The following is a 22294-nucleotide window of genomic DNA, read 5'->3' as shown; positions in this document are numbered from 1 at the left end:
TTTTTGTTCGTTCAGTTTTCAAAGAACTATCTCGTCGCCTATAAGCGACTTTTTCAATATATCATCTCACGCTTAGAGTGTCAACACTTTTTTTAAAAGTCATTACCAACTCATCAGCAGCGACGTTTATTAATATATCAACTTCAAAAATATTTGTCAACGAATTTTAGAAACTTTTTTATCCTTTTTGTTCTTTCCATTTACTATTGCGTGTATACAATAAACACTCTTCAGGTGAAGCGACCCTTTTAAATAGAGAAAATAATAATTTATATCTCTCTTCCATCGCCATTTTTACAATATGATCAATCCGCTCATCATTTAAATCAAAAAGAATTTCATCCATTTCTCTTTTTATTAAATATTGCATTTCCTTTTGTTCTCTTCCATTAATTAAAAGTCCTAACATATTTACAACTCCGTTCTATTTTTGTTTTTGTAGTGTTTTCCAAATAAAAAAATTTTATGAATTTGTTTTTATACTCATTTATTAAAATCCTTTGCATAAAATTGAGACAAGGAGTGCATTGGACGAGGTGAAAGGAAAAATGAATTTCTTTTTTATATTAAACGGGACATCAATAAAAAAAATGGCGTTAATCTTGGTAGCAGCTTTCTTTGCAGCATGGTTCTTATACGTGGGGAACATCGTACATATACCAGCTTTCTCATCAAAGGACGGACCAAAAGCTGTATACAAAGGTGAAAAGGATTTAGCTCTGACATTCAACATCGGATGGGGCGATGAAAAAGCTGAGCCTATTCTCGATATTTTGAAAAAGGAAAACGTTAAATCTGCCACATTTTTTCTTTCTGGTTCATGGGCAGAACGTCATCCAGATCTAGTGGCTCGAATTGTTAAAGAAGGCTATGAGATTGGCATTTTAGGCTACAATTATGAGGATTATACTGAGCTTGAAGATGCGAAAATTAGACAAGACTTAGCAAAGGCCCAAGTAGTTTTTAAAAAATTAAACGTTAAAGATATTAAGCTCGTTCGGGCTCCAACCGGTCATTTTGACCAAAGGACCTTAAAAATTGCTGAACGGCTCGGCTATTCTGTCGTTCATTGGAGTATTGATTCAAAGGACTGGACGAATCCAGGAGTAGAGGAAATTTCAAATAATGTCGCAAAGGCCAAAAAAGGTGACATCGTTCTTCTTCATGCCTCTGATTCAGCTAAACAGACAGCAAAAGCCTTGCCGCAAGTAGTGAAGGTCATTCATAAAAAAGGGCTGAAGCTCGTTACCGTTTCCGAGATGATTGCCAATGCCCATACGAAGACAAAAGAAATAAATTAAGCCGCCCATTATCTGGACGGCTTCTTTGCAGTATTTAGTCTTTGTTGTTGCGACTTTTCATTTAGTTTGTGAAGTATAAGTAACTGATAAGCGTTGCATATTAATAATGGGAAAATCATTAGGTAAACCCAACTTTGTTCGTTTACCCGCAAAACTGGCACCCATTCTATAGTGGTAACCACCACCATGAAAAAAACAGCAGGAATAAAAGCCTCTTTATTTGTAGCTTTAACCTTTAAGGCGGCAACTAACAATGCCACTACCAATATAAGTACAGCAAGGCCAATATAAGGCACCAAACTCTCGCCTGCATTTGCAAAAGCATTATAGCGAATATAAACTAAATCAAATAAAACGAATAGAATAAGAACTACTTGAACTCCATTCCATAAGGATCGCGATTTAAAAATTCCTAATCCAAATCGGTGAATCGTTAAATATGCAAAAAAGCCCATCTGACTTAAAATACTAAAAATTAATCCTACCCCTATTAACCATAATAATACAGATAATACTTCTAGAAAATCAAACGGAACAAAAATGGATTCAAACTCTTTCCAACGAACAATAAAACCAACAATACCAGTAGTTAATCCCCCTACCAGAAGTGTGGATATAAACAGCTTTACCCAGTTACGGCTTGTCAATTTATTTTTCCTCCAAAGTAAAAATTAATCACCTCTATGATTGTACCAACCAAACTTTGAAAAATCTAGATATTGTATTTTGCAGCGAATAATATTTGACCTTTTTCTTCATTCTAAAAATAGGATACCTATTCTGAAAGGAGCTTCAAAATATGTTTAAAAAATTCAGTTTGCTCCTGCCATCCCTGATGATCCTACTCATAACAGGCTGTGCTCAAGGTGAAACTGGCGGCAATCAGATGGATTACGAGCAAACCAAAAAGATGGTCGTCGACATTCTAAAAACAGATGATGGAAAAAAGGCAATAAAAGAATTAATGGAAGATGAAAAAATAAAACAACATCTAATAATGGATCAAAAAGTGGTTTCTGATACAATTGAGAAAACTTTAATTTCTGATAAGGGCACAGAATTCTGGAAAAAATCATTTGAGGATCCTAAATTTGCTGAGAGTATTGCAAAAAGCATGAAAAAAGAAAATGAAAAATTATTAAAGGATTTAATGAAGGATCCTGAATATCGCGGTATGATGATTGAGATTCTTCAGGACCCTGAACTAGAAAAAGCCGTAACCATAGTCTTAAAAAGTAAAGAGTATCGTGAACATTTACAATCCGTCGTCAAGGATACCTTCGAAAGCCCTTTATTTAAAGCCAAAATCCAAGATATCCTTTTAAAAGCAGCTGAAGACGTAAAAAGTGGCGAACAAGGAAAAGGAGAGACCAGCAAAGGTGGAGCTGGTGGAGGCGCAGGCGGCGGTGGCGGAGGAGGCAGTTAATGAATTATATGTCGATGATCGCTCTTCTGCAAAAGAAAACCCCTTCCCATCTGGGAAGAGGTTTTTTCTTTTTATTATTCTTCTATTGTTTTTACAACTTTTTGTGCGATTTCTCCATAAATCTTTCCTAGTTTATGATCTGCATCATATACAGATGGAGCAAAATCATCTTCATTCCAATTAGGCTGTTCTAATGGCAATTGGCCTAGCACACTCGTTCTAAGCTCTTCAGCAAGCTTTTGACCTCCGCCTTTTCCAAAAACATATTCCTTTTCTCCAGTAAGTTTACTTTCAAAATAGGACATATTTTCAATAACACCTAATATTTCATGTTCAGTTTTGATTGCCATCGCCCCAGCACGTGCAGCAACAAAAGCAGCTGTTGGGTGCGGTGTAGTGACAACAATTTCTTTACAAGATGGTAGCATCGTATGAACATCTAACGCCACATCTCCTGTACCAGGAGGAAGATCTAATAATAGATAGTCGATATCTCCCCACTCCACTTCATTAAAGAAGCTATTTAGCATTTTCCCTAACATTGGACCTCTCCAAATGATTGGCGCATTATCTTCAACGAAAAATCCCATTGATATTACTTTTACACCAAAACGGTCAACCGGGATTATTTTTTCTCCTCTTACGACAGGGCGAGTTGTAATTCCCATCATATCCGGAACACTAAATCCATAAATATCTGCATCAATTAAGCCGACTTTTTTACCTAAGCGTGCTAAAGAAACAGCTAGGTTTACAGATACAGTTGATTTCCCCACTCCCCCTTTACCGCTTGCAATAGCAATAAAGGCTGTTTTGTTATTAGGTGAAAATAATCCTTTATCATCCTCTGCCTCGGCTTGACGATATTGAGATAATATTTCCTCAGGCAGCTCACTAAAGCGAATTCCTACTGTAGCCGCTCCCGCCTCCTTTAAAAGGTTCACCACTTGAGTTTGAAGCTGAAGCTGTTCAGCAGTACCAGTTTTCGCAATCAGCAGTTTTACACTGACATGATTTTTCTCTTCCTTAATTTTTATTTCTTCAATCGCGTTTAATTCTCCTAATGGTCTATGTAAAAATGGCTCCTGTAATCCACTTAAGACTTCTCTTATATTTTGTTCGGTTAACAAATTAAGCACCGCCTCTTTTTATTCGTTTACTTTAAATTATAACATATGATTAATTGCCTACTATGTAATTGTATCACACCTGTATTGTATTAAACCATTACACTACCTCTAATTTACCCATTATGAGGCGAGGTATTTTAAACAAATAAAGATGCCCTAAAGCATCTTTTAATCCTCCTCAATTAACTCTTTTTCATCTGAAAAGTGGCGTAAAATCCCCATATAAATAGATGCAGCCACCTTATTCTGATATTGCTCATTCTTTAAGTTCGCTTTTTCAGCAGGATTTGATAAAAAACCAATCTCTACTAGCGAGCCTGGTATATTCGCATGTTTTAATATATATACATTGTTTAACTCTTTTGCTCTTCTTGTAGTATTCTCAAGGTTTCGCCGCAGTTCGTCTTGGATAAACTTAGCCGCTCGGCCATTATCATTTTTTCTTGTAGTATAGAAGGTCTGCGCCCCGCTCCATCTTGGGGAAGGGATTGAATTCAAATGAATACTGATAAAGAACTCCGCCCCCGAGTTATTAATCATTTCCAGTCTTTGTTTCAAATCCTCCACTTTCCTCCTGCTATAGCCCCTCGTTCCTTCTGGAGCCAAATCCCGATCATCCTCTCTTGTCATTAAGACAAGAGCCCCTTGCTGTTGAAGAAGATCTCGAACTTTTAATGAAACAGCGAGCGCAATGTCCTTCTCTAGCACTGCATCGTCACCGGCACCTCCATCCGGCCCTCCATGACCAGGATCCAATAAGATAATCTTTCCTGTCAGCGGCAAATTCCACGATTCCCAAGAATCATTATCAGTAAAGTCATATTGTAAAATAAAGAACAGAATGATAAGGCCAATAATAAATCCACCGGTTTTTAGTCTATTTCTCATTAAATAGTCAATCCTCCCGCTCGTCCTCATTTCAATATATGGGACGAGTTGGAGTAATAGAACTCAGAATTCACCTAGTGAAGTCTCAATTTATATCTTCTTTCCCCCTTATCAAAACCTTCCATCCACCAAAATAATACGTATTCCTCACATAAATAATAAAGGGCTTCACTGGCTGCTCCTTCTTCCCCTTGTCCCCAGTAGAGTAAAAAGTGGTATAAAGTATCAACTAAATGCCGCTCTTCATGCCTGCATCGATATCTAACTTCCTTAACACTTTCTCCAAAATATCCAAACCGACTAAAGTGAGCCCCTAATAAATAGGCTTCAATCGCTACATCATAACACGCTTCTTCTATGCCATTATTCATCAGCAACCCGCTCACAAAACGTGACGCCCCAAAATACTGCTGAACCTTTTCTTTTAAAGCTTTTATCGAAATCTCGCGTAAAACAGATTTTTCATATTTTATTTGCTTTTCTCTTTTCTTTTCTGTAAAGGTTGTAATTATATTCATGATGTCTCACCTCTTATAGATAGTCTTTAACTATAAAACGAGGGACATACAAAGAGGACAGTGCTTTTGATTGCCAATTTTTTGGTCTTAGTTTCAAGGCACTTTTACGTCAATCATTTATCTTCTGATTCGACAAAACAGCTGCTAAAGCACCTTTCAGATGTCCATTTACCACTATTAATATACATGATGATTGCAAGTAATTTTCTTTGATTGTAATATGGAACGTAAAGTTAGCTGAAAACAAGCCTCCAATAAAATGCATGCCATTGATAACAAACCCGTAAGAAATGTATTCAATTACTACAAGCACCCTCCCCTTAAAAACCAATTGCTAATTTCATTCTCATTTTAAAACTGATTAATTATGTATTGTTTATAGGGAAGCAACCAAAAATTATCACAAGTGTTAAAAGTATTTTTAGGAGATGAGGCAAAATATGAATTTGAAACCTCGTTCGATATCAAACGAATTGGTTATTATGAGATCATTAAACAATCGAATGGAGTTGTCCGAAAAAGATAAAAGACACTATTCTAACCTTGAAAAAGGTTATCAAGGCGAATTAATATTCGATCAATTAACAGAAAAAATCCAAAGTGATATTTACATTATTAATGATTTATGCCTCGAGTATAACCGCTCAATATTCCAAATTGATACCTTAATCATTTCACAGAAAACCATCTTCCCTATTGAAATTAAAAATTATGAAGGAGATTATCATTATAGTTCCGACGAATTTCGCACGTTGTTATCCAATCATGAAATAACAAATCCACTTGATCAGCTAAAGCGCAGCAAAACATTACTCGCCTCACTCCTCAAAAACAATGGAATATACTTACCAATTGAAGGGTATGTTACATTTGTAAATCCTGAATTCACCTTATATCAAGCCCCCGTAATTGCTTCTATAATCTTACCAACACAGCTTAATCGTTTTATTAAAAAGTTGAATGATACCCCTTCCAAACTAAATCCTCAGCACAGAGAGTTAGCAGATCTGTTAATGGAAATACATCTATCCAAATCTCCTTTTACCCGTTTGCCATCATACGATTATAGCCAACTGCAAAAGGGAATTACTTGTATAGCTTGTCTTTCTTTTGAAACGATTTGCAATGAAAAGAAGATAGTATGCAATTCTTGTGGTTACGCAGAGGATATCGACTTCGGGGTTTTGAGGAATGTCGAAGAATTAAAATGCCTTTTTCCCAATAATAAAATCACTACTAACTATGTACATGATTGGTGCAAAATAGTTAAGTCCCAGAAGACGATTAGAAGAATTCTATTGCAAAACTTAGAGTCAATAGGGGCTAAAAAGCATAGATATTTTGTATAAACAGAAGTTAGTACTGATCTTTCAAAAGTAAATGGCCTGTACTGCACTATTGACCGTAATTATCCTATTTTCCCTTGAATAGGCCATGAGATTACTTCTTTTTAACCAGGAGATTCCTTTTCCAGCTTGGTCGGGCAATGAGACTGCCTCTCTCTTACCGGGTATACCTTTTTTCAGCTTGATCGGGCAAAATGACCGCCCCTCTTTTACCATGTATACCTTTTTTCAGCTTGATCGGGCAATGAGACAGTCTCTCTCTTACCGGGTATACCTTTTTTTTCCTTGATCGGGCAATGAGACAGTCTCTCTCTTACCGGGTATACCTTTTTTCAGCTTGATCGGGCAATGAGACCGACTCTCTTTTACCATGTATACCTTTTTTCGCCTTGATCGGGCAATAAGACAGTCTCTCTCTTACCGGGTATACCTTTTTTCGCCTTGATTGGGCAATATGACCTCCCCTCTTTTACCACGATCTCCATTTTCATATCGAAATGCAACTACTGTCTGTTTTCGTAACTATTCTCTCTGACTTGCAAAAGCGCGAATTTCAGCCAAAATAAATACAAAAAACCCCCAACCAAATCGGTTGAGGGCTTTGAAACGCCAAAAATTAACGTTTTGAGAACTGTGGTGCACGACGAGCGCCTTTAAGACCGTATTTTTTACGTTCTTTCATACGAGCGTCACGAGTTAATAGTCCAGCAGCTTTTAGTGTTGGACGGTATTCTGGATCAGCTTGAAGTAACGCACGAGCGATACCGTGGCGGATAGCGCCAGCTTGACCAGTGTAACCTCCACCATTTACGTTTACAAGCACATCGTAGCCGCCAAGAGTTTCAGTAGCTACTAGTGGTTGCTTTACAACTTCACGTAAAGCTGCAAATGGGATATAGTCTTCAATTTCACGACCATTGATAATGATTTTGCCATCGCCTGGTACTAAACGAACTCGTGCAACGGAGCTCTTACGACGACCAGTGCCAATATATTGAACCTGTGCCAAGTTAATAACCTCCCCTAAAAATTATCCACGAAGTTCGTAAACTTCAGGTTGTTGTGCTTGCTGCTTATGTTCAGCGCCAGCATATACGTGTAATTTTTTGAACATTTGACGACCAAGAGTGTTCTTTGGAAGCATGCCTTTAATAGCAAGCTCTAACATTCTCTCAGGATAGTTCGTACGCATTTCGTTAGCAGTTCTTTGTTTTAAACCACCTGGGTGATTTGTGTGACGGTAGTAAATTTTGTCATTTAATTTATTACCAGTTAATTCGATCTTAGCTGCATTAATAATAATTACATGATCACCAGTATCAACATGTGGTGTGTAAGTTGGTTTATGTTTACCACGTAGGATTGACGCAACTTCACTAGCAAGACGACCTAGAGTTTTGCCTTCTGCATCAACCACGTACCATTTACGCTCGATATTGTTTGCATTCGCCATAAACGTTGTACGCATCATTTTCCCTCCTAAAAATTCCATCATCATAATTTCATTGGTTTCATTTATCTTAGACACAATAAGTTCCGGGGCTTATCGTGGTTTTAATAACAATACCTTTGCTATAATACACTTTTGAACGACTATTGTCAATAAAATGTTACACCAGGTTTAGTTGTTTTGGGCGTTTTTTAATAAGCAAAACGGCTTTACAACGCCACCGCGTGGTTCTTACAGGAATTTCAAAAAAATTATAATAAAATTTCCTAGTAAAATACTCTCCATAAATAAAGTCCATGTGCTGGAGCAGTTTTTCCTGCAAAGGACCGGTCTTTCTTTTCCAAGATTTCAGTCATGGAGTACGGCTCCAGATTTCCCGCTCCGACTTCGAGAAGAGTACCAACCAATATTCTTACCATATTGTATAGAAAGCCATTTCCAACAAAGCGGAAAACTAACGATTCATCCTCTTCAATCAGTTCTATCTCCTTTAATTCACGAACCTTATCCTCCACCTCGGTCTTTGCCGAGCAGAAACTTGTAAAATCATAAGTCCCTATTAAAAAGGCTGCTGCTGCCTTCATAGATTCGAGATTCAAAGGATAGGGATACTGATAGGCATAATCTCGTGTAAAAGGATCTCTTTGAGAAGAAAGCTTCAAAAAGTACCGATATTCCTTTCCTGTTGCATCAAAGCGAGCATGAAAGGTGCTATTGGCCTCTTCCGTACCTAATATAACAATATCATCAGGCAAGAGAGAGTTAAGGGCAATATCCCACTTTGGCAACGGAATATTCAGTTCAGAATCAAAATGAATAACCTGTCCTTTGGCATGGACCCCTGCATCTGTCCTGCCAGAGGCGCTCACCTTTACTTCCTTCCCTTTATGAAGCTTTTTTAAAGCATCCTCAATTTCACTTTGTATGGTCCTTTTTTGAGGCTGAACTTGATAACCAGAAAATTTAGTTCCGTCATAGGCTACTATACACTTATATCTTTTCATCATTAAGCTCCATTATGTCCTTAATAAGAATAATACAACCGTTAATAAACCTAACAGGATAATCATAGTTGTATCCCTGAGGCTCCAGTTAAGCTGCCTGTATTTCGTTCTTCCTTCACCGCCGCGGTATCCCCTTGCCTCCATGGCAGTAGCTAGCTCCTCTGCCCTTTTAAATGAGCTGACAAATAGTGGGATGAGGAGTGGAATAATCGCTTTCACCCTGTCTTTAATCGGCCCTCCAGAAAAATCTACTCCTCTTGCTGTTTGAGCTTTCATAATTTTATCTGTCTCTTGCATTAAGGTTGGAATAAATCTTAAAGAGATGGACATCATGAGAGCAAGCTCATGTACAGGAAACTTCACCTTATTAAGAGGATGAAGAAGGGTCTCAAGCCCATCTGTAATTTCAATTGGTGTTGTTGTTAACGTCAAAATCGATGTCATTAAGATTAATAGGAAAAAACGCATAGAAATAAATAACCCCTGCTTTAATCCTTCTTCATAAATCGTAAACCAGCCTGCTTTAAACAAAATCTCTCCATCTTTTGTTAAAAACAAATGCAGGAGCAGTGTAAAGAGAACAAGCCACAATACAGGCTTTAAGCCTGCAAGAATAAACCGTAATGGAACCTTAGACATGGACACCATAAAAAGGGTATAAACTAATAAAGCCCCATAAGTGAAAGCATTGTTTGCAATAAACACTATACAAACAAACAAAAATATAACAATAAGCTTTGAACGAGGATCCATACGGTGTATGACAGACTGCGCAGGTACATAGCGCCCAAAAATCATTTTTTCCATCATTTTTGGTCACCTCTCTTTACGAAAGCTGCAATTTCCTCGGTTAGCTTTTCAACTGTTAAACAGGTTTCCGGAAACTTGATTTGAAATGCTTTTTCAACTTTTTGCTGAAAACGAACAACTTCCGGTACGTCTAAACCTAAATCAATTAACCCTTCTGGTGATGAGAAAATTTCCTTAGGGGTTCCTTTTTTGTAGACTTCTCCCTTATGCATTATGACAATTTGATCTGCATATCTAGAAGCATCTTCCATACTATGAGTTACTAGAATCGTTGATAGTTTTCTTTCCTGATGCAGCTTATTGAACATCTCCATGATTTCCTTACGGCCTCTTGGGTCCAAACCTGCTGTCGGCTCGTCCAGTACTATAACATCTGGTTCCATCGCAAGAACACCTGCAATTGCTACCCTGCGCATTTGACCACCTGATAAATCAAACGGAGATTTCTCTAATATCTCTTCAGAAAGGCCCACTTGCCTTATAGCCACTCTAGCCCTTCGTTTTGCTTCTTCCTCGGAAACACCGAAATTCATCGGTCCAAAGCAAATATCCTTCTCAACCGTTTCCTCAAATAATTGGTGCTCTGGAAATTGAAAAACAATACCGACCTTTTGCCGTACTTCCTTCAAATTCTTTTGCTTCTTATCTGAAGTAATTTCTTTATCACCAAGGATGACCTTCCCAGCTGTAGGCTTTAATAGCGCATTTAAGTGTTGCAAAACCGTTGATTTACCAGAGCCTGTATGACCGATAATAGCTAAGAATGTCCCAGAGGGGATATCAATGGAAACATCCTTTATAGCTAGATGTTCAAATGGGGTATTTACCTGATAGCGATATTCTACTTTTTGCAGTGAGATGTCCATAACTCTGTCACCAACTCTTCTTCAGATAAAAAATGTCTTGATATGGAAATGCCTTGTTCCTTTAGTAGTTTGCTCATCTTTACAGGAAATGGAATATCCAAACCAAGCTTCACCAGCTCTTCATCCATTTGAAATATTTCAGCTGGTGTCCCCTCGCGATACAGCTTGCCTTTATTCATTACAATAATTCGATCAGCCTTTGCAGCTTCCTCTAAATCATGCGTAATGGAAATAACGGTCATATTATGTGTTTCTTTCAACTCTCTTACGGTTTCTAGAACCTCTTCCCGGCCTCTTGGATCGAGCATAGATGTTGCTTCATCCAAAATAATAATGGATGGTCTAAGAGCAATTACTCCTGCAATAGCCACCCTTTGCTTTTGGCCACCTGATAGATGGTGCGGCTCTTGATCGAGAAATTGCGCCATTTTCACCTTTTCCAAGGAACTATGAACTCGTTCTATCATGTCGTCTCTAGCAATTCCATTGTTTTCTAAACCAAAAGCCACATCATCCTGGACAGTTGTTCCAACAAACTGATTGTCCGGGTTTTGAAAAACCATGCCAACTACTTTTCGTGTATCCCACACAGTTTCCTCTGTTAATGGGATATCCTTAACAGTAATGGAACCCGCCTGCGCATAATGTAAACCATTCAATAGCTTAGCTAACGTGGATTTACCAGAACCATTATGTCCTACAATCGCAAGCCATTCCCCTTCGTAGATCTCAAAAGACACATCTTGAAGAGCATATGCAGCTTGAATATCATATTGAAAAGAGACATTTTTTAGTTGGACTAGCGCTTTCTTGCTCATGGTTGTTCCTCCTCTCATCTCTCTCTACTCTCTATTCTAAACTGGACTGGCAAACATTCAACAACATATTGCAGTAAAAAACATTTAACTATGAAAAAAGCCGCCACAATTGGCGAGCTTCAATAGTATGACAGTTGATATATTATTGCTGATAACAAATAAATTAAGAAATTACCTTTTCATTACGAAAATCTCCAGAAAATCCGTTATCTGAGCTGTATAAAATGCCAAAACTGCCTCCCTATTCAAGCCCATACACAGTTGTCATTTTAAACCTTAAATTAAAAAAGCCTGCACCTTCCCGAACAAAACAGGCTCCACCTGTTATACGCAAAATAGAAAAGACGGAAAGGTGCAAGAGCTAGACGAGTCATACTATAGTGCAAAAACAACACTATATGGCCAATTCCAAAAGTAAATGTATTACTCCTATATGCTCATCGTAACGCTCACTTTTTAAATTTGCCACAATTAGGCAAACGAATAATTTATAGAAAAAGGGCAAGAAAAAAGTTTCTGAATAAACTGTCTCTCGCCCTTTTCTGTTAAAAGATTATACTAACTCGATGATTACCATTGGTGCACCGTCTCCACGACGAGGTCCAAGCTTCATAATACGAGTATATCCACCTTGACGCTCTTCAAAGCGAGAAGCGATATCGCTGAATAATTTTTGTACAGCATCTTGATTCGTTTCAGCGTTAGCTACCTCATTGCGTACGTATGCTGCTGCTTGACGACGAGCATGTAAGTCGCCACGCTTTCCAAGCGTAATCAATTTCTCAACAACTGAACGAAGTTCTTTCGCACGAGCTTCAGTTGTTTCAATACGCTCGTTGATGATTAAGTCTGTTGCTAAGTCACGTAGCATAGCTTTACGTTGAGAGCTAGTACGTCCTAACTTTCTGTATCCCATGAAAGTTTCCCTCCTTTGTTGAAGTCATCATAAGCTTTAGTTAGCCACAATTAATGCCACAATAAGCGGATGCTTATCAGTCATCTTTTCGAAGGCCTAATCCAAGCTCCTCTAATTTGTGTTTAACTTCCTCAAGAGACTTTCTGCCTAAGTTACGAACCTTCATCATATCTTCTTCCGTTTTGTTAGCTAGTTCTTGAACGGTATTGATTCCAGCACGTTTTAAACAGTTGTATGAACGAACAGATAAATCTAGTTCTTCAATTGTCATCTCAAGTACTTTCTCTTTTTGGTCTTCTTCTTTTTCAACCATGATCTCAGCATTTTGTGCTTCATCAGTTAAACCAACAAAGATATTTAAATGCTCAGTTAAAACCTTTGCACCAAGTGCTACAGCATCTTGTGGACCAGTGCTACCATCAGTCCATACGTCCAATGTTAACTTATCATAGTTAGTCATTTGGCCTACGCGTGTATTTTCTACTTGGAAAGAAACTCGTGAAACTGGTGTATAGATAGAATCAATTGGAATCACACCAATTGGCTGATCTTCTCTTTTATTTTGGACAGCTGGAGTATAACCACGGCCGCGTTTAGCAGTTAAACGCATACGCAGATGACCATTTGTTCCTAATGTAGCAATGTGAAGATCTGGATTTAGAATTTCAACATCACTATCATGAGTAATATCAGCAGCCTTAACTACACCTTCGCCCTGTACATCAATTTCAAGCGTCTTCTCTTCATCAGAGTAGATTTTTAGTGCAAGCTTTTTGATGTTCAAAATGATAGATGTTACATCTTCTACGACGCCTTCAATTGTTGAGAACTCATGAAGTACCCCATCAATTTGGATTGATGTAACTGCGGCACCAGGAAGTGAGGATAAAAGGATACGACGTAAGGAGTTACCCAAAGTTGTACCATATCCACGCTCAAGTGGCTCTACAACGAACTTCCCGTACTTGGCATCATCGCTGATCTCAACCGTTTCGATTTTTGGTTTTTCTATTTCGATCATGAAAATACACCCTCCTTCAAAACGTCGAAACCCCGGTTAAAAATAACCGAAATTCCCCATGTATACGTTCCCGTTTTGCGCACAACAACTTGAATAAAATTCTGTATAAAAGCAAGAAAATTTTCCATCATATCCCATTATAGACAAGGATACAGATTTTATACAGAAAAATTATACACGGCGACGTTTTGGCGGACGGCATCCATTATGAGGAACTGGAGTTACGTCTCTAATTGCAGTAACTTCTAAACCAGCAGCTTGAAGTGCACGGATTGCAGCTTCACGGCCAGCACCTGGTCCTTTAACTGTTACTTCCAGAGTTTTCATTCCATGCTCCATAGAAGACTTCGCTGCAGTTTCAGCGGCCATTTGAGCTGCGAAAGGAGTAGATTTACGAGATCCTTTGAATCCTAAAGCACCAGCGCTTGACCAAGAAAGTGCGTTACCATGAGCGTCAGTAATAGTTACGATTGTGTTATTGAAAGTAGAACGGATGTGTGCAACACCTTGTTCAATATTCTTTTTCACACGGCGTTTGCGTGTATTAGTTTTACGTGCCATTTAAAGTACCTCCTTTACTGATTATTTCTTCTTGTTCGCTACAGTCTTACGAGGACCTTTGCGTGTACGAGCATTATTCTTAGTATTTTGACCACGAACAGGTAAACCACGACGGTGACGAAGACCGCGGTAGCAACCGATTTCCATTAAACGTTTGATGTTAAGTGAAATTTCACGACGAAGGTCACCTTCAACTTTTAATTTGTCGATTACTTCACGGATTTTATTTAATTCGTCTTCAGTTAAATCACGAACACGAGTATCTTCTGAAACACCAGCTTCTGCTAGAACTTTCTTAGCAGTTTCTTTACCGATTCCATAGATGTAAGTTAAAGAGATAACTACACGTTTTTCACGTGGAATATCTACACCAGCAATACGTGCCATTCTTTGCGCACCTCCTTGTTATTAACCTTGTTTTTGTTTATGTTTAGGGTTTTCACAGATAACCATAACTTTTCCACGTCTGCGGATAACTTTACACTTTTCGCAGATTGGTTTAACAGATGGTCTTACTTTCATTATCCTAACCTCCTTAGTAGTACGGAGTGCAATGGTTATTTAAAACGATAAGTGATTCTTCCGCGAGTTAAGTCATATGGAGAAAGTTCAACTGTTACTTTATCTCCAGGCAGAATACGAATAAAGTGCATGCGGATTTTGCCAGAAACATGAGCCAGTACAGTATGACCATTCTCTAATTCTACTTTAAACATGGCATTTGGCAACGTGTCAACAACAGTACCTTCTATTTCAATTACATCGTCTTTCGCCATCGAACGTGTCCCCCTTTTCATTTCATATACGAATTCATTATTTTACTTCCTAAAAGCAAAGTGTTTCCATAGCAACACAACCGGATTCTTGTAATCTTCCTGAACTTCTGGGATGCATTGTCAGTGATTTACAGATGCAGTCTGGTTTACTCTTAAGCCAAATGATCAGGAATTGCCATAAGACAAAAAAATAAAACGGCCATACAACAACCTTATTATTATATCACATTGAAAGCATCAAGTCCGCATAGAACCAATACTGTTTGACATAAAAGTAGAACAGATCGTATCAACAGTGAGAAAAAAGCAAATTAAAGCTTTGTTAAAATCTCATATCCTGTTTCTGTGATGGCAATTGTATGCTCAAAGTGGGCACACATTTTTCCGTCAACAGTTACAACTGTCCAATTATCTTCTAACGTTTTCACATATCGGCTTCCTGCATTCACCATTGGTTCAATACAAAGAACCATACCCGGCTTTAACAGCGGGCCTTTGTCTGGGGGACCATAATGAGGAATTTGCGGATCCTCATGTAAGTCTTGCCCGATTCCATGACCCACATACTCGCGTACAATGGAAAAACCAAATGACTCCGCATACGTTTGAATTGCATGTGAGATGTTCGATAGACGCACACCTGGTTTTGCTTCCATTAGGCCCTTGTACAGTGATTCCTCTGTTATATCAAGGAGAACTTGAGTTTCCTTATCAATGGAACCAACAGGATACGTCCAAGCAGAATCACCATGATAACCGTTATATTTAGCACCGATATCAACGCTTATAATATCGCCATTCTTTAATACCCGATTACTAGGAATGCCATGGACAAGCTCATTGTTAACTGAAGCACAAATGCTGCCGCGAAAGCCATTATAACCTTTAAATGATGGAATTGCATCATGTTTTTTAATAAACTTTTCCGCAATTTCGTCCAACTCTAAAGTTGTAATGCCAGGAGCAATATGTTTCTTCAGTTCTTCATGAGTTAGTGCTACGATTTTTCCAGCTTGACGCATGATTTCAATTTCACGCGGTGTTTTGCAAATGATCATTATTGCAATCCCTCGAGTAATTGATTTACATCAAGAAATACTTTATCTATTTCCTGCTGTCCATCAATATTGCGTAAATAGCCTTTAGTTTCATAAAAATCGAGCAATGGTTTTGTTTGCTTAATATTAACATCTAAGCGATTCTTTACAGTTGCCTCATTATCATCAGCACGCTGATACAGCTCTCCGTTGCAGCGATCGCATACTCCCTCTTTTGCAGGAGGATTGAAAACAAGATGATAAGTTGCACCGCAATCCTTACAGATACGACGGCCAGTAAGGCGTTCCATAAGAATGCTATTATCAACATCAATATTAATTACATAATTGATTTGTTTATTTAGCCCGGCAAGGATGTTTTCTAAAGCTTCTGCTTGGGCAACAGTACGAGGAAACCCGTCTAGCAGGAAGCCTTTTTGGCAGTCACCCTTGGATAATCTTTCACGAACAATACCGATTGTTACTTCATCAGGAACAAGTTCGCCTTTGTCCATAAAAGATTTTGCCTGAAGGCCAAGTTCCGTTTCATCCTTAATGGCTGCACGGAACATATCTCCAGTAGAGATATGAGGGATGCCGTATTTAGCGACAATCTTTTCTGCTTGTGTACCTTTACCGGCACCAGGGAGCCCCATTAATACTAGGTTCATGTGAAATCCCCCTAAGTCTGATTGGCTTTTAGGGACCTTCATGGTTCCCTAAAAACCAAATTATTTAATAAAACCTTTATAGTGACGTTTAACAAGCTGAGCCTCAAGCTGTTTCATTGTTTCTAGTGCAACACCAATAACAATTAGTAAGCTTGTTCCTCCGATCTGAGCTGATTGCGGCAGTCCAGCCACATTAATAAATATAACCGGCAAGATCGCAATAGCTGTCAGGAATAGAGCACCAACGAATGTTAAACGATAAAGAACACGAGTCAAATACTCTTGAGTATTTTTACCTGGACGAATACCAGGAATATATCCGCCTTGCTTCTTCAAGTTATCAGAAACCTGTTCAGGATTCACTTGAATGAAAGCGTAAAAATACGTAAAAGCAATAATCAGTGTAGCGTAAACCACCATACCGATTGGATGTGAGTAATCAAATACTCTTTGGATCCAGAGTGTTACATCGCTTTGCTGAAAGAACGAAGCAATCGTTCTAGGAGTAACGATAAAAGAAACTGCAAAGATAACTGGAATAACACCAGCTGCGTTTACTTTTAAAGGTAGGTGTGAGGATTGACCCCCAACAGGGCTTTTGCCTGCTACCATTCTTTTCGCATACTGAATCGGAATTTTCCTTAAAGCCTGCTGAATAAAAATAGTACCTACAACGATAGCAATAATTGCAACAAGAATTAATACTACTTTAACGATATTAAGGAATAGCTGTTCGCCTGGATTCTCGAACTGCTGAGCGTAGATTTGGTTAATCGTTGACGGAATACCGGCTACGATACCAGCAAAGATGATAATTGAGATTCCATTCCCAACACCTTTAGAAGTAATTTGCTCACCTAACCACATTAAAAATGCAGTACCAGCCGTTAAAACAGTTGCAATCAGAAGATAACTTCCGATCCCTGGATTTTTGATAAGCTGCCCGTTTGCCATATTGTTAAATCCGTATGACATACCGAAAGCTTGGATGAAACCAAGCACGATTGTAAAATAGCGGGTAAACTGAGCTAACTTACGGCGTCCTACTTCCCCTTGCTTAGACCACTCAGTAAACTTTGGAACAACGTCCATTTGAAGTAACTGAATGATAATGGATGCCGTGATATACGGCATGATTCCCATTGCAAGTATGGAGAAATTACGTAGTGCTCCGCCCCCAAATGTATTTAAAAGACCAAATACATTAAATTCATCCTGAGCTTTTAAAAGATCTGCATTCACGCCTGGAACAGGTATAAATGTTCCAATACGGAATACAATCAGCATTAAAAGGGTGAATATGATTTTTCTTCTTATATCACCCACGCGCATAAAATTGGAGATTGTCTGAAACATTAAATCACCTCAGTTTGACCGCCGGCAGCTTCAATCGCTTCCTTTGCAGCAGAGGAGAATTTATGAGCTTTAACAGTAAGCTTTTTCTCAACTTTGCCATTTGCAAGAATTTTGATTCCTGCTTTTTCATTGCTTACTACACCAGTTTCGATAAGAAGTTCAGGAGTTACTTCTGTTCCTTCTTCAAAACGATTTAGAGCATCAAGGTTCACTACCGCATATTCTTTGCGGTTAATGTTTGTGAAACCACGCTTTGGTAAACGACGGAATAAAGGTGTTTGACCACCCTCGAATCCAGGGCGTACACCGCCGCCAGAACGAGCATTTTGACCTTTATGACCTTTACCAGCAGTTTTACCGTTACCAGATCCGATACCGCGTCCTTTGCGTTTACGTTCCCCGCGTGAACCTTCTGCAGGCTTTAATTCATGAAGTTTCATGTTGGCACCTCCTTATTTTGTAGAAGAGTGGATATTATTTTTCTTTTACCGTAACAAGGTGAGCAACTTTATTGATCATTCCGCGAATAGCAGGATTATCTTGATGCTCAACTGTTTGGTGCATTTTACGTAAGCCAAGAGCTTTAACTGTTTCGCGTTGGTCCCCAGGGCGGCCAATCACGCTGCGAGTGAGGGTAATTTCTAGTTTATTCGCCATTTGATTTCCCTCCTTATCCTAACAGTTCTTCTACTGATTTACCACGTAATTTAGCTACGTCCTCAGCACGTTTTAATTGTGTTAAACCGTTCAAAGTAGCTCGAACCATGTTAATTGGTGTGTTAGTTCCTAAAGATTTAGAAAGGATATCGCCAACACCAGCTAATTCTAGTACCGCACGAACTGGTCCACCAGCGATAACTCCAGTACCTTCATATGCAGGTTTTAGTAATACTTCCCCTGCACCAAAGTTACCAATTACTTGGTGAGGAATCGTTGTTCCAACCATTGGTACTTCGATTAAGTTTTTCTTAGCATCTTCAATCGCTTTGCGAATTGCTTCTGGAACTTCTTGTGCTTTACCAGTACCAAAGCCAACATGACCGTTTTTGTCACCTACTACTACAAGAGCAGAGAAACGAAAACGACGTCCACCTTTAACAACTTTCGCTACACGATTGACTGTAACTACGCGCTCTTCAAGTTCAAGTTTGTTTGGATCAATACGACGCATCTTTTTGTGTCCCTCCTTTGTCTATTAAAATTCTAGTCCGTTTTCGCGAGCAGCATCAGCTAATGCTTTAACGCGGCCATGATAGAGGTAACCTCCACGGTCAAATACGACAGCTTTGATTCCTTTTTCAGTCGCACGCTTTGCAACTAATTCTCCGACCTTAATTGCTGCATCAACGTTGCTTGTAGATTCTAGATTAATTTCTTTATCTAATGTAGAAGCACTTGCAATAGTAACTCCTTTTACATCGTCAACTAATTGAGCATAAATATGCTTATTAGAGCGGAACACGTTTAAACGAGGACGAGCTTGAGTTCCAGAAAGCTTAGCACGTACACGGCCATGTCTTTTCTTACGAACTGCATTTTTGTCAGCCTTCGTAATCATTTCAGTCACTCCTTTCGTTTACCTATGCGGCATTACTTACCAGTTTTACCTTCTTTACGACGCACATATTCGCCTTCATAACGGATACCTTTTCCTTTGTAAGGCTCTGGAGGACGAACATCACGAATGTTAGCAGCTAAAGCACCTACGCGCTCTTTGCTGATTCCTCTTACGATGATCTTTGTGTTAGAAGGAACTTCTACTTCAACACCAGCTTCAGGTGTGATTTCTACAGGATGAGAGTATCCTACGTTAAGTACAAGTTTAGTACCTTGTTTTTGAGCACGGTATCCGACCCCGATTAGCTCAAGACCTTTTTCAAAGCCTTTAGATACACCTTCAACCATGTTAGAAAGTAAAGCACGAGTTGTACCGTGAATAGTACGATGTGCTTTTGATTCAGATGGACGAGAAACAGTTAATACGTTCTCTTCTTGTTGAATAACCATATCAGGGCTGAATGAACGAGTAAGTTCACCTTTAGGACCCTTTACTGTAACCGTGTTCTTGCTATCAACTGTGATTGTAACACCAGTTGGAACTTCGATTGGTTTTTTACCTATACGAGACATTTGTTGCACCTCCATTCATTAAGAAACTCTATTACCAAACGTATGCTAAAACTTCTCCGCCAACTTGTTTTGCGCGAGCTTCTTTATCAGTAAGAACTCCTTGAGAAGTAGAAACTAATGCAATTCCAAGGCCGTTAAGTACACGTGGAACTTCGTCTGCTTTTGCATAAACACGAAGTCCTGGTTTGCTGATGCGCTTTAGACCAGTGATTACACGTTCGTTGTTAGAACCGTATTTTAAGAAAATGCGGATGATCCCTTGTTTGTTGTCTTCAATAAGCTCAACATCGCGTACGAATCCTTCACGCTTTAGGATATCAGCGATTTCCTTCTTAATATTAGAAGCAGGAACTTCTAATTTTTCGTGACGTACCATGTTCGCATTACGGATGCGAGTTAGCAAATCTGCAATTGGATCTGTCATGACCATTGTTTTTACCTCCTTCCTAAACCTTTAGGTTTACCAGCTAGCTTTTTTCACGCCAGGAATTTGACCTTTATATGCTAATTCACGGAAACAGATACGGCAAAGCTTAAATTTACGGTAAACAGAATGTGGACGTCCGCAACGTTCGCAGCGTGTGTATTCTTGTACCTTGTATTTAGGCGTGCGTTTTTGTTTCGCAATCATTGACTTTTTAGCCACGTTTTCGCCTCCCTCTATTTAGCGATTACTTTTGGAACGGCATTCCAAATTGAGTTAAAAGTTCACGAGCCTCTTCATCAGTATTAGCTGTAGTTACGATAACGATATCCATACCACGAACTTTGTTTACTTTATCGTAATCAATTTCAGGGAAGATTAACTGCTCTTTTACACCTAAAGTGTAGTTACCGCGTCCGTCAAAAGATTTCTTAGAAATACCACGGAAGTCACGTACACGTGGAAGTGATACAGAGACTAACTTATCGAAGAACTCATACATACGCGCTCCACGTAGAGTAACTTTAGCGCCGATAGGCATACCTTCACGAAGACGGAAACCAGCGATAGAGTTTTTCGCACGAGTTACAACTGGCTTTTGACCAGCGATTAATGCTAACTCTTCAACCGCATTATCTAATGCTTTAGCGTTTTGAACAGCATCACCAACACCCATGTTGATTACGATTTTATCAATAGCAGGCACCTGCATAATTGATTTATAGTTAAACTTGCTCATAAGAGCAGGAGTGATTTCTTTTGTATACTTTTCTTTTAGGCGGTTCATTCATTGTACCTCCCTTCTTTAATTAACTATTTATCTAGAACTTCACCGGATTTTTTTGCAACACGTACTTTTTTGCCATCAACCGTTTTATAGCCTACCCGTGTTGGGTTGCCTGACTTAGGGTCAACAGGCATAACGTTTGATACATGAATTGGAGCCTCTTGGCTAATGATTCCGCCTTGCGGATTCACTTGGGAAGGCTTGGAATGTTTCTTAACAATGTTTACACCTTCTACAAGAACACGGTCTTGTTTAGGGAAAGCTGCAAGAATGATTCCTGTTTTGCCTTTATCCTTACCAGAGATGACCATAACTTTGTCACCTTTTTTTACATGCATCAGTAAGCACCTCCTTAAAGGCAATTTAATTTGGATTATAGAACTTCTGGAGCTAAAGAAATAATTTTCATGAAGTTGCTGTCGCGTAGTTCACGAGCAACAGGTCCGAAGATACGAGTACCACGAGGACCCTTATCGTCACGAATAATTACACATGCGTTTTCATCAAAACGAATGTAAGTACCGTCATTACGGCGTACACCGCTCTTTGTCCGAACAACTACTGCTTTAACAACATCACCTTTTTTAACAACGCCACCTGGTGTTGCTTGTTTCACTGTACAAACGATAATGTCACCAATGTTAGCGTATTTGCGGCCAGTGCCACCAAGAACTTTAATTGTAAGTACTTCACGAGCACCAGAGTTGTCAGCAACTTTCAAACGTGATTCTTGTTGAATCATGTGTGTAACCTCCCTTCGGAATTAAACTCTTTCCGAACAATTAGATAATAACTGCTTTTTCTACTACTTCTACAAGACGGAAACGTTTTGTAGCTGAAAGTGGGCGAGTTTCCATAATACGTACGATATCGCCAGTTTTCGCTACATTTTGCTCATCATGAGCTTTGAATTTTTTAGAGTACTTAACGCGTTTACCATATAAAGGGTGCTTTTTGTATGTTTCAACTAGGACAGTCACGGTCTTATCCATTTTGTCAGAAACAACACGCCCAGTGTAAACTTTGCGTTGGTTGCGTTCACTCATTGTGCGAACCTC

At 38.9% G+C, this 22294-nt stretch carries 35 protein-coding genes; 3 read left to right on the top strand and 32 right to left on the bottom strand.

What is annotated here, in order from left to right; translation table 11 throughout:
- Positions 1-178: 178 nt before the first annotated feature.
- Positions 179-409, bottom strand: a complete 231-nt coding sequence (locus H0173_RS08490) for a hypothetical protein (RefSeq protein ID WP_221845926.1) — start codon at positions 407-409, stop codon at positions 179-181.
- A 139-nt stretch (positions 410-548) separates the two neighbouring features.
- Between H0173_RS08490 and pdaB the strand changes: the two genes are divergently transcribed.
- A complete protein-coding gene (gene pdaB, locus H0173_RS08485) occupies positions 549-1301 on the top strand; it encodes a polysaccharide deacetylase family sporulation protein PdaB (RefSeq protein WP_221845925.1) in 753 nt (250 codons plus the stop codon).
- 8 nt (positions 1302-1309) lie between these two features.
- Here the strand turns inward: pdaB and H0173_RS08480 are convergent, their stop codons facing one another.
- Positions 1310-1948, bottom strand: coding sequence for a KinB-signaling pathway activation protein (locus tag H0173_RS08480; RefSeq protein WP_221845924.1), 639 nt, complete (start codon positions 1946-1948; stop codon positions 1310-1312).
- A 152-nt stretch (positions 1949-2100) separates the two neighbouring features.
- On the opposite strand from H0173_RS08480, the gene gerD reads away from it, so the two are divergent.
- Positions 2101-2727, top strand: coding sequence for a spore germination lipoprotein GerD (gene gerD, locus H0173_RS08475; RefSeq protein WP_221845923.1), 627 nt, complete (start codon positions 2101-2103; stop codon positions 2725-2727).
- A gap of 74 nt (positions 2728-2801) precedes the next feature.
- Here the strand turns inward: gerD and H0173_RS08470 are convergent, their stop codons facing one another.
- The 4 genes from H0173_RS08470 to H0173_RS08455 form a co-directional block, all read right to left on the bottom strand.
- Complete coding sequence (locus H0173_RS08470) at positions 2802-3857, bottom strand: Mrp/NBP35 family ATP-binding protein (RefSeq protein ID WP_221845922.1); 1056 nt, start codon at positions 3855-3857, stop codon at positions 2802-2804.
- A gap of 168 nt (positions 3858-4025) precedes the next feature.
- Complete coding sequence (gene cwlD / locus H0173_RS08465; RefSeq protein WP_221845921.1) at positions 4026-4745, bottom strand: N-acetylmuramoyl-L-alanine amidase CwlD; 720 nt, start codon at positions 4743-4745, stop codon at positions 4026-4028.
- 74 nt (positions 4746-4819) lie between these two features.
- Positions 4820-5263 (bottom strand): YbaK family protein, encoded by a 444-nt coding sequence (locus H0173_RS08460; RefSeq protein WP_221845920.1) that lies wholly within the window; start codon positions 5261-5263, stop codon positions 4820-4822.
- Positions 5264-5372: 109 nt separating this feature from the next.
- Positions 5373-5576, bottom strand: a complete 204-nt coding sequence (locus tag H0173_RS08455) for a hypothetical protein (RefSeq protein WP_221845919.1) — start codon at positions 5574-5576, stop codon at positions 5373-5375.
- Between the two features lie 127 nt (positions 5577-5703).
- Here H0173_RS08455 and H0173_RS08450 point away from each other — a divergent pair, with 127 nt between their 5' ends.
- Positions 5704-6612, top strand: coding sequence for a nuclease-related domain-containing protein (locus H0173_RS08450; RefSeq protein WP_221845918.1), 909 nt, complete (start codon positions 5704-5706; stop codon positions 6610-6612).
- 613 nt (positions 6613-7225) lie between these two features.
- Here H0173_RS08450 and rpsI read toward each other — a convergent pair.
- The 26 genes from rpsI to rpsQ form a co-directional block, all read right to left on the bottom strand.
- Positions 7226-7618 carry a 30S ribosomal protein S9 gene (rpsI, locus tag H0173_RS08445; RefSeq protein ID WP_221845917.1) on the bottom strand — a complete coding sequence of 131 codons (393 nt, stop codon included), beginning with the start codon at positions 7616-7618 and terminating at the stop codon, positions 7226-7228.
- 21 nt (positions 7619-7639) lie between these two features.
- Positions 7640-8077 carry a 50S ribosomal protein L13 gene (rplM, locus tag H0173_RS08440; protein WP_221845916.1) on the bottom strand — a complete coding sequence of 146 codons (438 nt, stop codon included), beginning with the start codon at positions 8075-8077 and terminating at the stop codon, positions 7640-7642.
- A 248-nt stretch (positions 8078-8325) separates the two neighbouring features.
- A complete protein-coding gene (truA, locus tag H0173_RS08435; protein WP_221845915.1) occupies positions 8326-9063 on the bottom strand; it encodes a tRNA pseudouridine(38-40) synthase TruA in 738 nt (245 codons plus the stop codon).
- A 12-nt stretch (positions 9064-9075) separates the two neighbouring features.
- Entirely contained in the window at positions 9076-9873 is a 798-nt protein-coding gene (locus H0173_RS08430; protein WP_221845914.1) for an energy-coupling factor transporter transmembrane component T family protein, read from the bottom strand.
- Positions 9870-10739 (bottom strand): energy-coupling factor ABC transporter ATP-binding protein, encoded by an 870-nt coding sequence (locus tag H0173_RS08425; protein ID WP_221845913.1) that lies wholly within the window; start codon positions 10737-10739, stop codon positions 9870-9872. The genes H0173_RS08430 and H0173_RS08425 overlap by 4 nt, the downstream gene beginning before the upstream one ends.
- The gene (locus tag H0173_RS08420) at positions 10715-11557 is read right to left on the bottom strand and encodes an energy-coupling factor ABC transporter ATP-binding protein (RefSeq protein WP_221845912.1); all 843 of its coding nucleotides are present in this window, start codon (positions 11555-11557) and stop codon (positions 10715-10717) included. The genes H0173_RS08425 and H0173_RS08420 overlap by 25 nt, the downstream gene beginning before the upstream one ends.
- 553 nt (positions 11558-12110) lie before the next feature.
- Positions 12111-12473 carry a 50S ribosomal protein L17 gene (rplQ, locus tag H0173_RS08415; RefSeq protein WP_221845911.1) on the bottom strand — a complete coding sequence of 121 codons (363 nt, stop codon included), beginning with the start codon at positions 12471-12473 and terminating at the stop codon, positions 12111-12113.
- A 76-nt stretch (positions 12474-12549) separates the two neighbouring features.
- Positions 12550-13494, bottom strand: a complete 945-nt coding sequence (locus H0173_RS08410) for a DNA-directed RNA polymerase subunit alpha (protein ID WP_221845910.1) — start codon at positions 13492-13494, stop codon at positions 12550-12552.
- 171 nt (positions 13495-13665) lie between these two features.
- On the bottom strand, positions 13666-14055 hold the full coding sequence (rpsK, locus tag H0173_RS08405) for a 30S ribosomal protein S11 (RefSeq protein ID WP_151537137.1): 390 nt from the start codon (positions 14053-14055) through the stop codon (positions 13666-13668).
- Positions 14056-14076: 21 nt separating this feature from the next.
- Positions 14077-14442, bottom strand: a complete 366-nt coding sequence (gene rpsM / locus H0173_RS08400) for a 30S ribosomal protein S13 (RefSeq protein WP_221845909.1) — start codon at positions 14440-14442, stop codon at positions 14077-14079.
- Positions 14443-14463: 21 nt separating this feature from the next.
- Positions 14464-14577 carry a 50S ribosomal protein L36 gene (rpmJ, locus tag H0173_RS08395; RefSeq protein WP_000868344.1) on the bottom strand — a complete coding sequence of 38 codons (114 nt, stop codon included), beginning with the start codon at positions 14575-14577 and terminating at the stop codon, positions 14464-14466.
- Positions 14578-14612: 35 nt separating this feature from the next.
- Entirely contained in the window at positions 14613-14831 is a 219-nt protein-coding gene (infA, locus tag H0173_RS08390) for a translation initiation factor IF-1 (protein WP_009336604.1), read from the bottom strand.
- A gap of 311 nt (positions 14832-15142) precedes the next feature.
- Positions 15143-15889 (bottom strand): type I methionyl aminopeptidase, encoded by a 747-nt coding sequence (gene map, locus H0173_RS08385; protein ID WP_221845908.1) that lies wholly within the window; start codon positions 15887-15889, stop codon positions 15143-15145.
- A complete protein-coding gene (locus tag H0173_RS08380) occupies positions 15889-16539 on the bottom strand; it encodes an adenylate kinase (protein WP_221845907.1) in 651 nt (216 codons plus the stop codon). The genes map and H0173_RS08380 overlap by 1 nt, the downstream gene beginning before the upstream one ends.
- A 60-nt stretch (positions 16540-16599) precedes the next feature.
- Entirely contained in the window at positions 16600-17895 is a 1296-nt protein-coding gene (gene secY, locus H0173_RS08375; protein ID WP_221845906.1) for a preprotein translocase subunit SecY, read from the bottom strand.
- Entirely contained in the window at positions 17895-18335 is a 441-nt protein-coding gene (gene rplO / locus H0173_RS08370; RefSeq protein ID WP_221845905.1) for a 50S ribosomal protein L15, read from the bottom strand. The genes secY and rplO overlap by 1 nt, the downstream gene beginning before the upstream one ends.
- 34 nt (positions 18336-18369) lie before the next feature.
- Entirely contained in the window at positions 18370-18552 is a 183-nt protein-coding gene (rpmD, locus tag H0173_RS08365) for a 50S ribosomal protein L30 (protein WP_221845904.1), read from the bottom strand.
- A 13-nt stretch (positions 18553-18565) separates the two neighbouring features.
- On the bottom strand, positions 18566-19066 hold the full coding sequence (gene rpsE / locus H0173_RS08360) for a 30S ribosomal protein S5 (protein ID WP_057776552.1): 501 nt from the start codon (positions 19064-19066) through the stop codon (positions 18566-18568).
- A gap of 24 nt (positions 19067-19090) precedes the next feature.
- On the bottom strand, positions 19091-19453 hold the full coding sequence (rplR, locus tag H0173_RS08355; RefSeq protein WP_221845903.1) for a 50S ribosomal protein L18: 363 nt from the start codon (positions 19451-19453) through the stop codon (positions 19091-19093).
- A gap of 32 nt (positions 19454-19485) precedes the next feature.
- Positions 19486-20025, bottom strand: coding sequence for a 50S ribosomal protein L6 (gene rplF, locus H0173_RS08350; protein WP_221845902.1), 540 nt, complete (start codon positions 20023-20025; stop codon positions 19486-19488).
- Positions 20026-20056: 31 nt separating this feature from the next.
- Positions 20057-20455, bottom strand: coding sequence for a 30S ribosomal protein S8 (rpsH, locus tag H0173_RS08345; protein ID WP_151537127.1), 399 nt, complete (start codon positions 20453-20455; stop codon positions 20057-20059).
- A 30-nt stretch (positions 20456-20485) separates the two neighbouring features.
- Positions 20486-20671 (bottom strand): 30S ribosomal protein S14, encoded by a 186-nt coding sequence (rpsN, locus tag H0173_RS08340; RefSeq protein ID WP_009499044.1) that lies wholly within the window; start codon positions 20669-20671, stop codon positions 20486-20488.
- A 25-nt stretch (positions 20672-20696) separates the two neighbouring features.
- Complete coding sequence (rplE, locus tag H0173_RS08335) at positions 20697-21236, bottom strand: 50S ribosomal protein L5 (protein ID WP_221845901.1); 540 nt, start codon at positions 21234-21236, stop codon at positions 20697-20699.
- A gap of 26 nt (positions 21237-21262) precedes the next feature.
- A complete protein-coding gene (gene rplX / locus H0173_RS08330) occupies positions 21263-21574 on the bottom strand; it encodes a 50S ribosomal protein L24 (RefSeq protein ID WP_221845900.1) in 312 nt (103 codons plus the stop codon).
- Positions 21575-21609: 35 nt separating this feature from the next.
- Entirely contained in the window at positions 21610-21978 is a 369-nt protein-coding gene (gene rplN, locus H0173_RS08325; RefSeq protein ID WP_066301501.1) for a 50S ribosomal protein L14, read from the bottom strand.
- Positions 21979-22018: 40 nt separating this feature from the next.
- Complete coding sequence (rpsQ, locus tag H0173_RS08320) at positions 22019-22282, bottom strand: 30S ribosomal protein S17 (RefSeq protein ID WP_213104782.1); 264 nt, start codon at positions 22280-22282, stop codon at positions 22019-22021.
- Positions 22283-22294 lie beyond the last annotated feature (12 nt).

Source organism: Bacillus sp. S/N-304-OC-R1 (assembly GCF_019749375.1).
In the GTDB taxonomy this organism is placed as follows: Bacteria; Bacillota; Bacilli; order Bacillales; family Cytobacillaceae; genus Cytobacillus.
The sequence above is the reverse complement of the archived record's forward strand: the minus strand, read 5'-3'. Positions and strand labels throughout refer to the sequence as shown.